The following is a 10,545-nucleotide window of genomic DNA, read 5'->3' as shown; positions in this document are numbered from 1 at the left end:
ATGTCTAGAACGGGATGCGCTTTCCCAATGGATGCTGATGCGGAAATTGCGTCCCGGAATTCACCTTCAGAGTGGGATGCGATTTCCAGTTGAGCCTCGATTGGGAAACGACGTCCCATTCGCATAAAAACGGGCGGCTCGGATGTTGGTCCGAACCGCCCGTTTGGCATGTTATGTCAAGGCATTTAACCCGTTACGTAATACCAGACGACGCTGTCGCCATTGGAGAGAACGTAGTTGCTGCACGCCGTGTTAGGCGTCACACCGTTAACGGAGTACATCCAGCCGCTTGTACCACCGTGCTCCTTCTCGGCCAGGCCGCCGATAGCGGCGACATACGTGCCGTACGATGAGCCGTGCGCATTTACGGAAAGGCCCAGGGCGCACAGGGCATCGTAGGCCGTAGCGCCCTCGTTGAAGGTGAACGTACCGCCAGAAGACACCGGGTTACCCACGGCACTCGACGTCACAGAGACCGTCACAGTAATGTAGCCAGGCTGCTGCGAGCCGCCCTGATTGCCAGCAGAGGCGCTGTCGCCGTTGGATACAGACCCACCGCCGGCCGCCGAGCCGCCGCCCGAAGAGGAGCCGTTTGAAGAACTCGATCCACCAGCGGATTCGGAGTCCTGTCCGGCAGACGCGTTGTTGGACTTCTTGCCGCCCTTGTCTTCGGACTTCTTCTCTTTCGAATCCTTGTCTGACTTCTCGTCCGAAGACTCGGAAGCGTCCTTGGAATCCGATTCACTCGAGTCCTTGGACTCGGAGTCCACAGCGTCGGAAGACGAGGAGCCCGCTGTCTCCATCTTGCGAGAGGCGATAGAGCCAGAGTCGGCAACGCTCCTCCCCGCCACGGCCCGAGCGATCCAATCGATGGACCAGGCGCCGCTGGCAGAAGGGTGAACAAAGCCCAGCGAGACGACAATCAGCGCGATGCAGACGGCCGTCAGAGAGCCAAGTAGCGCCTTGCGCCGAGGGGCGGATGCCGCCGAAGCGGCGCCCTTTTGCTTAGCATCGTCGAGCTGAATAAACGACGAGTCGGGTTGCTTGGAGTCGGCATCCTGAGGTTTATTGGACACAGCTCTCACCTACCGACGCTTGGTAAACACGAACACGCCAATGACCGCAAGCCCGATCACGCCGGCCGCTACGCCGACAATGGCGAGCGGGTTGAAGCCAGACTCCTGTGCCGGAGCTTCAGCGGACTTCTTAGCGGTAGTCGCGGCAGCCGAGCCCGTATCGGACTTGGAGCTGGACTTGCTGGACTTCTCGTCAGACTTCTTGCCGTCCTTCTTGTCGGACTTGTCGGAATCCTTCTTGGAATCCTTGCCGTCCTTGGTCTCGGTCGTGGTCGACGACACCGGCTTCTGCCCAGGCGAAACAGCGCCGCCGCTCTGCTGGCCGTTTGTGCCGTTACCGGAACCAGAACCAGCACCGGCATTACCCGAGCCGCCATTGCCGCCGTTGGAGCCAGAGCCGCCGTTACCGCCAGGGGTAACGGCATTCTTGGTCCACTTAGCGTAGAGCGTCATATCGGCCGTCACCGCAGCGCTAAAGTCATACGCCTTTGTGCAAGCCTCATCGGTATACCAGCCACCAAAGGTGTAGCCCTCACGCGTCGGATCGGCCGGCTTGGTGACGGTCGAGCCAGAAGCAGGCGTCTGATCGCCAGTCGCAGAGCCGCCCCGAGCATCAAACTTAACGCGATGGGCCTGGGACTTCACACAGAACAAGTGACCTGAGTCGTTCGTGTAGTAAAGGTTGCCGAACTCGTCGCAGACAACCGACGCCATGCAGTAGTTTGCATAACCAGAACCGGGAACAAACACTTCGGTCGCCTCGGCATCGCCCAGCTTGTACATATACACGCCGCCGCCCGAAGTGTAGTTAGGCCAGTTTCCCTTGGCGCCATTTAGGGTGAAGTACACATATGTTTCACCATCGCGCGTGGAGACGAGCGGCGTGCTCTTCGATTCAAAGCCGAGCTCTTCGCCATCGGCTTTCGTAATCTGCCTCACGCTCATATCAGAAAGATCGATGATCGACAGCAGGCCCTTAGCCTTCCAATTGTTCGCAGTCGCACCGCAAATAAAGGCATATTTGCCGCTAAACACGGGCGTTGAAGTCGAGTATGGGGCAAACTGCACCTTCCCGGCCTCGGTAATAGAGCCATCCGAACCAATAGTCAGCTTGTGCAACGTGCCATCATCGCGCGTAACGGCGTATACATAGCCATCGTGGACGGTAAGCGCCGAGCGGATATTGCCACCAGATAGCTTAAACGAGGCGACAAGCTTCGACAGATCGGCGGAATACACGCGCACCTGGCCGAAGTCGCTGCCGACAACGTAGTAGCCGTTGACCATCAGACCACCAGACCAGTAGAAGCCGCCATCGGTGACAGAAGCACTGCCGGCAACTGCACCCGTATGAATATTGATGCGCCTGACCGTACCGTTTTGCACGTCATTGCCGGACCAATAATCAAGGGTATTGATATAGACATAATCGCCGTCAACGGTCAGCGAAGACAGGTTCTGGTTCGTAAACGCATCGGAATACCAAAGCGTCTCAAACGTTTTCGCCGAAACAGCCTGCAGATAGCCACCGGAAAGCGGAATCAGGATGATACCCTGAGCAATAACGGGACGGCAGGTACTATCCATGGAAGAGCCAAGTTCAAGCGATCGCACGACGGAACCCGTCTCGGGATCAACCTCGTTGAGGACCGCATTCCACGTCTTTCCATTCCACACCGAAGCGCCCGTGACAAGGTACACCTTTCCGTTCGCGACAATGGGGTCAGACGCAGAGGCGCTTGCGCCTGCCTTCTGCTGCTCTTCGGTTAAAAGGTTGAGCGCCCAGGAAGGTGTATCGGTCTTTGTCGTAGGCGTAAGGGCATCCGTTGCGGATCCCGAGCCACCGTTCGCAAAGCCATTCCATGCCGTATCGACATCGGGATGCTCAGCCCCAGGATTGGTGGCAGGCGCCGACGAAGGCTTCTGTATGCCATCGCCCTTAACGTAACGGAACTCGACGCAATCGCCGTTCTTAAGGCAATAGCTCGAGGCGCCGAAGTTCGCAAACCCATTGTTTACGTAAAACGACCAGAAGCTGTACGGCGCGGCGCTCGTTGTGCCCAGCACGCGACCATCGGGCATCGTCGCACTCGTAAGACCCAAGGCGTTTGCCTCAAGGTTCGTACAACCGGCAGCCGTCATAAGCTGCTCGAGTACCGACTCGGCCGTCGTGTCATCGTCGGCGGGAAGCGTAAGCTCGGTCAAGGGCACCACCGATTGCTCGGTGTAGTTGCCGTCGGCATCACTTGCGGAGACGCCCGTGACCTTGGCCGTCACCGTAATGGTCTTGCCCTCGTTCGGGTTGTCGAGCCCCGTCGTTCCCTTGACGTTTACCGTCGCAGAAACATCCAAGCCGGCAAGCACCGCGTAGTCCGAATTGTCGGGATAGCGCTCGGCATAACGGGCAAAACGCTCACTCTTCAGACGGCCGCTAATCGTGACTTTCGTGTTGTATTCGGGCTGAGTGAGGATAAGGTTCTCATGTGCGATAACCCTCGGTTTGCTTGACTTGAGCAAACGATAGGTGTTCTCCGTGCCGCCGGGGAGGTCGCTGAACACGAAGCCGTAATGTCCCGCAGCCTCTTCGGTGGAATAGCACCAGTTAACGCCGAGTCCTTGGCCATACACCTTAAGCGGTGCATGCAGGCTTCTCGTTACATTGGAGGCATCCTGGCCGTCAAGAATACCCTGAGAGAATGTTGACTTTGCAAGGCTCAGGTGGAACAACTCGGCATTGAGCTCGTCCTGGTCCTGCGGGGCAATTGCAAAGTCGAGGGTCTTGCTGGCCGTAACTTCGGCGCTAGACTTATCGGTCACCGTAAGGGCAATCTTGGTCTTCGCTGCCTCGGTGCCAGGCAGCGGCTGATAGACCGTGCCCTTGTAACCATTAAACGTAATGTCATCGGTGCTGGCGGAGTACTCGACCTTGTAGTACTTGCCGTCCACGCCGAGCGTGCTCGTGCGCGGCATCTGCAGGTCGGCGGTCAGGCCGCCCTTATCGGCAACCGTTTTGGTGCCGTAGTACTTGATATTGTCGTAGGTAAAGGCCGCATCGACCTTTGCCTGCAGGTCGTCCTTGTCGGATGCAACCTTATCGGGGTCGCCCTTGACGGTCACCGTGAAGTCGTGCGATCCGGCAAGCTTGATGTCGCCATTCGTAACCGTAACCTTGGCGGTCAGCGTCACGTCTCGGTCGCTCGATGCGCGCGAGACCTTACCCGTCTTATCTTCCCAGCTAACACCAGAAACAGACAGGCGCTCGGTGTCGGAGCTTGTCCATTCAACAGAGAATTTCTTTGCGGAACCCGCCTTGTGCGGAAGCGTGACATTTTGGGTCACGCCATCGGCGGACTCGCCCGCCGCGTAGCCAATCTGCAGGGATTCGGCAGCACTGTCAAGAAGGTCTTGCAGCTTAGCCTCGTCCCAAGCAACCTGCACCGTCTTGTTGGGCTTGTAGCGCACGGTCTCGCCATTACGCGACAGCACGAACGTCACTTCGGCACCGCGCAGACCATCGATATAGCTACCGGTGTAATCGTTAGGATCGATGTAGAAGAAGGTCACATCGCCGTTGGTCTTACCCTGAGCGTCGGAGATGCCAACCCTCGCCTTGGTGTCCTCAGCGTTAAAGCGCACGCCACCCTTAGAGACCTTAACGTCAACGTCGGCAAATCCCAGATCGGCAAGCTGCGCCTTCAGAACATCGTTGACGTTGCCGCCCTTGGCGCTGTAATCAACAGCGATCTGCTTATTGGCATCGTTGAGCTTTTGGACTGCAGCCTCAAGCGAGCCTGCGGTGATAACCTTGTTGGCGGAGACGAGCTCGACCGCCGAGCTACCGCTCGTGGCGACAGCCTTCAGATACTTGCCCGCGGCAGAAGCCGAAACCGTTGCCGTAGCGCCCGACATATCGGACAGCAGCGTCCAGTCGGCCGCCGGAGCCTTCGCATCGTCGGCCGCATACCAAGCAACAGTCGCCTGACCTGTGACGTCGATACCGTTGGTGGCCGAACCGTCGGCGCGCTTGGCCTGCACCGTCGCCTTAACGCTATCGCCCGAGACGAGATGGATCGAATCGCTATTAATCTGCGGGTCGGCAATCACGCGCAGCAGGTTATACTCCCCCGCCGCCGTGACGTCATCGGAGGAAACCCACTCGACGGTATTGTCGAGTGCGCACGCCGTGAGTTTGATGCGCTTGCCGACGAGGGAATCGTTGAGCGTCAGCGCGCCGGTCTCGGCGTCAATGCCTTCGGTGAGTTCCGCCCAGTCCGAATCGCCCTCACCCTTGGCATACCAAGCGAGCGTGAGCTTAGCGTCCTCGGGCAGATCGGAATCGGACCAGCTCGAAGAACCAGGGATCTTCACGCGTGGAGTGAGCACTGAGCCGACGGAGAGCGTCGTCGAAGAAGCCTCGCTGGGCGCAACGGACTTGAGCTTGTACTGACCGGCAAGCGTCACGGGGCCAACGGGGTCGACGGACTGCGTACCGCCGTAGGTGCTCTTCTTCTCGGTGCTCTTCACCGAGTTCTTGCTCGTGGCGATCACACGAATGTACTTGCCCACCATGTCGTTGGTCGGCGCATACGTCGCGGAGTCGGTCGCATCGGGAATGTTGACGAAGTGACTGTCGTAGGAGCTCTTGTCGTTGGAGCACTGCCACTGATAGTGGATCGTGTCCGTCGCGGAGACGTCGGTGTAGGAGTTGCCCTTGGTCGCCTTCGCGGTCAAGACCTTGCCTGCGGCTACCTGGCCAGATGCCAACGCACCCTCAACCGTCACACCGTAAAGCTCAACAGAGCCGGCCTCGACAACGAGAACAGCACTCGACTCCTCGTCACCAAAACCGCCGTTAGCACATGCCATGACATACTTACCGGCGTAGGACGCATCGGGTGCAAAGGTATTGGTGGCCGCGCCATCGATCTTCGTCGTGCACGTCTTCGCCGTATCGCCGCAGTACCACGACCATGCAACGTGCTCGTTGGCGGTCACATCACCCGAAGCCGCATTAGCGGTCGCCGTGATGGCCTCGCCTGCGTTGGCCTCGCCCGTCTTGTCGAGCTTAACGCTCGTGATGTTGACGGAGCCGGCAGCACCGATAAGGCTCGAGCCCTTGGTGGTGTAGTCGCTGTTGCCAATCTTTGCGGTAATGTAGCAACGAACCGACTTGCCCTCGTAAGGCGCGAGCTTCAGAGTGCTGGACGTCGCGCCCTCGATATCGGTGTAGTCGCCGCCCTTTTTATCCGCAACCTGCCACTGATAGTTCAGCTTGGACGCATCGATGTACTCAGAGGCGCCCTTCTCTTTAGCGAGGGCTTGGACAGTATCGGCGGCGGTGTAGACGTAGGTTCCCGAGATCGAGCCCACGGGGGCCAGAATGGCGGAGTAGATGACCACAGCACCGGCCTGTTTGAAGGGACCCACGCCATAGCCGGCCGACCAGTTGCCGAACGAGACATCGTTCGCGCCCGCGTTCGCAGACACTGAGACATAGTAGCCCTCAAGGTCGTCAGTCACGGTAAGCGTGGGACCGAACTCTCCCTCGATGGTCTCCCACGTGGTCGAGCTGCTGGGTGCCGAGGCGCCCTTGTACTTCTTCCAGGTGTAGGTGACCTTAGAGTTATCGACGTAGGTGGGGCTGTAACTCGAGCCGGTGTACGCCTTAGCCGTGAGGGTCGCGCCGATCTCCGTGGAGGAAGCGGAGAGCTCGACGCCTGCGAGCTTGACCGCGCCGGCCTTGAGCACGGCATCGCTCGTCGTGGCCTCAACGTCGTTTACCCCGGCGTTTGCCTTGACCTTGACGTACTTGCCCTCAAGAGCGTCGGTTAGCGTGAGGGAGGCGGTCGTCGCGCCTTCAATCTCGGCCCAGCCGGAGTATTTGTTGGTCGACTCGTACCAGGTGTAGGTCACCTTGGTGTCGCTCGCGGCGGGCGTGTTGTACGCAGTGTACGGCGTAGCGGTCAGCGTGTCGCCAACGGCGGGAGACGAGCTGCTCAGCTTGACGGAGTAGAGGTTTGCCTGCCCAGCGCCCAGCACCGGACCGGGAATGTAATTGGCATTGATGCCCGAGCCATAAGAAACGGAGGGGCCGTAATAGTCCTTGCCACCCGCCGTCACCTTACAGATGAAGTACTTGCCCACCATGGCGTCGGTGACGGTGAGGGACTGCTCGTGGCCAACGACCTCGGTGTAGTCGGAGACATTGTTGCTAGCCTTAACCGTACCGGCGAGCCAGGTGTAGGTCCAGGTGCCGGGGTTAGTGACGGAGCTGTAGCCCTCGTACACATTTGCCCAAAGCGTCTCGCCAGCCTTAAGCGCGCCATACTTTGTGGAATAGGAGCTGTTTTTATCCTTTGAGTCCTGGATATAGACCTTAGCCCCACTGGAAAGCGTCGTGGCGGATGCGGCGGCAACGGCGTTCTTCTGCTCCGAAGCGACAGCGGGCATCGCGGCGGAGCTGTCAGACTCAGTCGCGTTGTCTGCAGCGGTGTCATCGCCATTCGCGGCACTCGCAGTTGCACCCTGATCAGCGTCGGCGCCATCGGCAGCAGCGCTCGCCGCCGCGCTGTTCGCGCCGGCATCATCGTCGGCGCCCTCGTCGGCCGCCGCGCCCTCGCCGCCCGTCGCAGCCTGAGCCACGGCCTCGGCAATACCCTCGGCGCCCTCGGCCCAAAGTTGCGCCGGTGTGGTGCCAAAAGCCATGGCAAAAGCCAGGAACGCCACCAGACCGCGTTTGGCTACGCCACGGGCAATCGTTCCATGACGACGCCACGAGGCGCGCTGGCACTCGTCCTCAAACATATCCATTTGTCTCCTATTGTCTGAACTTGGGACATTGCCCAGCGGCTGCCCCACGTCATCGCGTACATTGCGCTCGAGTACCCCCATCGGGGTCCCCCCTTCCCTCCAGAGCCCAACGCGTACCGGCGGCATGCGCCGCGGCCGCGTGCAAGATGGGAGGCGATCCGACTTAACCTTACCGACCCGGGCGCGCCGTCCGATCTGCGGCGCGACCATCCCGGGCCAAGAGGAATTACGGTTACTGGTACAGCCGGGGACTTGCACCCCGATTCTCCCAAACACGCAGGAAAACCGCGCATTCGTGCGTCTCCGCACCACCATCTAGGCCATCGATTATTACTGTCAGTATGGTAGCACGCAAAAGGACCCCGCACGCAGGCGAAGCCCAAGGTAAAAGCTATTGTTTGCGATAGGAGAATGCGGTGACGGTCGCAGCCTCTACCGCTTGCCGCCGTGACTGTTGCGCCAGATCTCGCGGCCCAGCATCAGCGCCAGCGCCAGCGCACTCACGTAGCCCATAAAGCCAATGACCGGGATACCGAACACAACCGGCTCGATGCGCGCGTAGTACACCACCGACGAGCCGATAAACAGGCCGGCGATCACAATTGCCATCGACATGCGGTCGATAATTCCACCCAGCTGTCGCAGCGCCTTATCGCTGCTCATGATCTGCGTGTTCACCTTAAGCTGGCCGCGCGTGAGCATGCGCGACGCCAAGCCCAGATACTCGGCCGCCTCGAGCGAGCCTTTTGCCGCGCGATAGCTGCTCGCGGCAAGATCGTGCCCCATTTCGCGGACGCGCGCATAGGTGCTCTTCTCGTTTTTGATGTGCGTCTGGATGATCTGGATCATGTTGACGTCGGGCATGTACTCGGTCAGCAGACCCTCGAGCGTCACCATGCCGCGCGCGAACATCGTCACCACGCTCGGCAGCTCAACGTCGTTTTTGCGCGCCAGATTTAACAGTGAGGTCAAAAACTCGCCGATATCCAGGTCCTTAAGATCGAGCCCTGCAAAGTCGGCGACGATAAAGTCCAAGTCGGACAAAAAGGCCGAATGGTCGAGCTCGGCAGAATCGCCGCGCGTCACGGCAAAGCGCATAAGCGAATCCTTGAGCTTGGGAACGTCGCCTTCGGCCACGGCGAAAATCATGTCCTTAACGATACCGCGGTCGTGACTCGACATGCGCCCGACCATGCCCAGGTCGATAAAGTAGACGATGCCGTCTTTGAGGATGATGTTTCCCGCATGCGGGTCGGCATGGAAAAAGCCGTCGTCGAGCACCTGCGTCGAGTAGTCCTCGACAATCGCGGCGCCAATCTTTTCCAAGTCATAACCCTCGGCCACCAGGAGCTTGGGATCGGCAATGGAGATGCCGTCAATGTAGTCCATGACCACGACGTGTTCGGTACAAAGGTCCAAGTAGGATTTGGGACACGAGACGCCATGCACGCTTTTGTGGAAGTCATAGAAATCGTTGAGGTTTTTGGCCTCGGCCAAAAAGTTGGTCTCCTCGCGAAACGAGGTCCACAGCTCTTCGACCACGCCATGCAGGTCCACAAACTGATCAGTGTTGACGAACTTGGAAACGATGCGCACCACCGAGCGAATGATGTCGATATCCTGAGCCATCACCTGCTGCGCGCCGGGGCGCTGCACCTTAACGGCCACGTCCTCGCCGGTCACCAGACGGGCGCGGTGCACCTGCGCGAGCGACGCGCTTCCGAGCGGGTTGGGGTCGATCGCGTCGAACATCTGCCCCAGTCGCTGGCCGTATTCCTCTTCCAAACAGCGGAGCACTACCTCATACGGCACCGGCTCTACGTCGGAGCGCAGACGGCGCAGCTCGTCGCAAAACCGCTGCGGCAAAATCTCGGAGCGGTTAGCCAGAATCTGCCCCATCTTAACGAACATGGGGCCGAGCTCTTCGAGCAGACGACGCAGGCGCACCGGCGTGAGGTTATCCCACACGCGGTACTTTTTGATCAGGCGAACGATCTGCCCAATGCGCTCACGACGACCTGCCGGCGTGAGCTGGTATTCCTCGTCCGGCGCCATCGCGTCGGGCTCCTCAGGGACCATATCGACAGCGCGCGGCTTCTTGCGAGCGCCCGAGACGGCGGCCTCGACCTCATCGACAACCGCCGTCTCGTCACCCAAGGGATCTTGATTGTTGTAATCGGTGGTGGAATCTGCCATCTGCGCTGCTACTCGGCCTCTTCGGCGTCCTCTGCATCGTCGGGCTCAACGGACTCGACGGGCACCGAGGTCACGTTGTCCTCGACCGAATCGACGATGTCGCGCACATGGGCCAAAAAGGCCGTGCGCTCGGGGGCGGTCATGACGCGCACGCGGGCGAGGATGAGCTCGTCGAGCACGCGCTGGGCCGCGGTCTCGCCCTGCATGCCCAGGCGCTCGGTAAGGTCGGAGATGGTACCGCCGGCCTGCTCGAACATGTCGGACACGCTGCGGGCGATATCGGGGGCGCCGGCGTCCTTGCGCACCTGCTCGCCCTTGGCATTGAGGTCGTCGAGGACCTTCTTGCCGCCCTCGACGGCAACGGCGGCGGCGCCGAAGCCCACGTTGATGGCACCGTTAACAAGCTGATCGAATTTCATAACCATGGTTGGCTCCAATCGTGAACAACTTCATTGGCCTACTT

Annotated in this window: 4 protein-coding genes; all 4 read right to left on the bottom strand. The window is 59.7% G+C overall.

What is annotated here, in order from left to right; all coding sequences use genetic code 11:
• Nucleotides 1-185: 185 nt before the first annotated feature.
• Complete coding sequence (locus ACQRCA_RS01585; RefSeq protein ID WP_427717855.1) at nt 186-1,076, bottom strand: DUF4430 domain-containing protein; 891 nt, start codon at nt 1,074-1,076, stop codon at nt 186-188.
• 9 nt (nt 1,077-1,085) lie between these two features.
• Complete coding sequence (locus tag ACQRCA_RS01580) at nt 1,086-7,886, bottom strand: InlB B-repeat-containing protein (protein ID WP_427717852.1); 6,801 nt, start codon at nt 7,884-7,886, stop codon at nt 1,086-1,088.
• Between the two features lie 432 nt (nt 7,887-8,318).
• Nucleotides 8,319-10,082: an ABC1 kinase family protein gene (locus ACQRCA_RS01575; protein WP_427717850.1), complete on the bottom strand. Its 1,764-nt coding sequence runs from the start codon at nt 10,080-10,082 to the stop codon at nt 8,319-8,321.
• An 8-nt stretch (nt 10,083-10,090) separates the two neighbouring features.
• Entirely contained in the window at nt 10,091-10,501 is a 411-nt protein-coding gene (locus tag ACQRCA_RS01570) for a hypothetical protein (RefSeq protein WP_427717848.1), read from the bottom strand.
• Nucleotides 10,502-10,545 lie beyond the last annotated feature (44 nt).

Source organism: Collinsella sp. SGI.095, assembly GCF_050314535.1.
Lineage (GTDB): Bacteria > Actinomycetota > Coriobacteriia > Coriobacteriales > Coriobacteriaceae > Collinsella.
This window is presented reverse-complemented; position numbering and strand designations above follow the sequence as displayed.

Excerpts from the sequence above, each read along its gene's own strand:
- ACQRCA_RS01580 (WP_427717852.1), bottom strand. The coding sequence starts at position 7,886 with ATGGATATGTTTGAGGACGAGTGCCAGCGCGCCTCGTGGCGTCGTCAT.
- ACQRCA_RS01575 (WP_427717850.1), bottom strand. The coding sequence starts at position 10,082 with ATGGCAGATTCCACCACCGATTACAACAATCAAGATCCCTTGGGTGAC.
- ACQRCA_RS01570 (WP_427717848.1), bottom strand. The coding sequence starts at position 10,501 with ATGAAATTCGATCAGCTTGTTAACGGTGCCATCAACGTGGGCTTCGGC.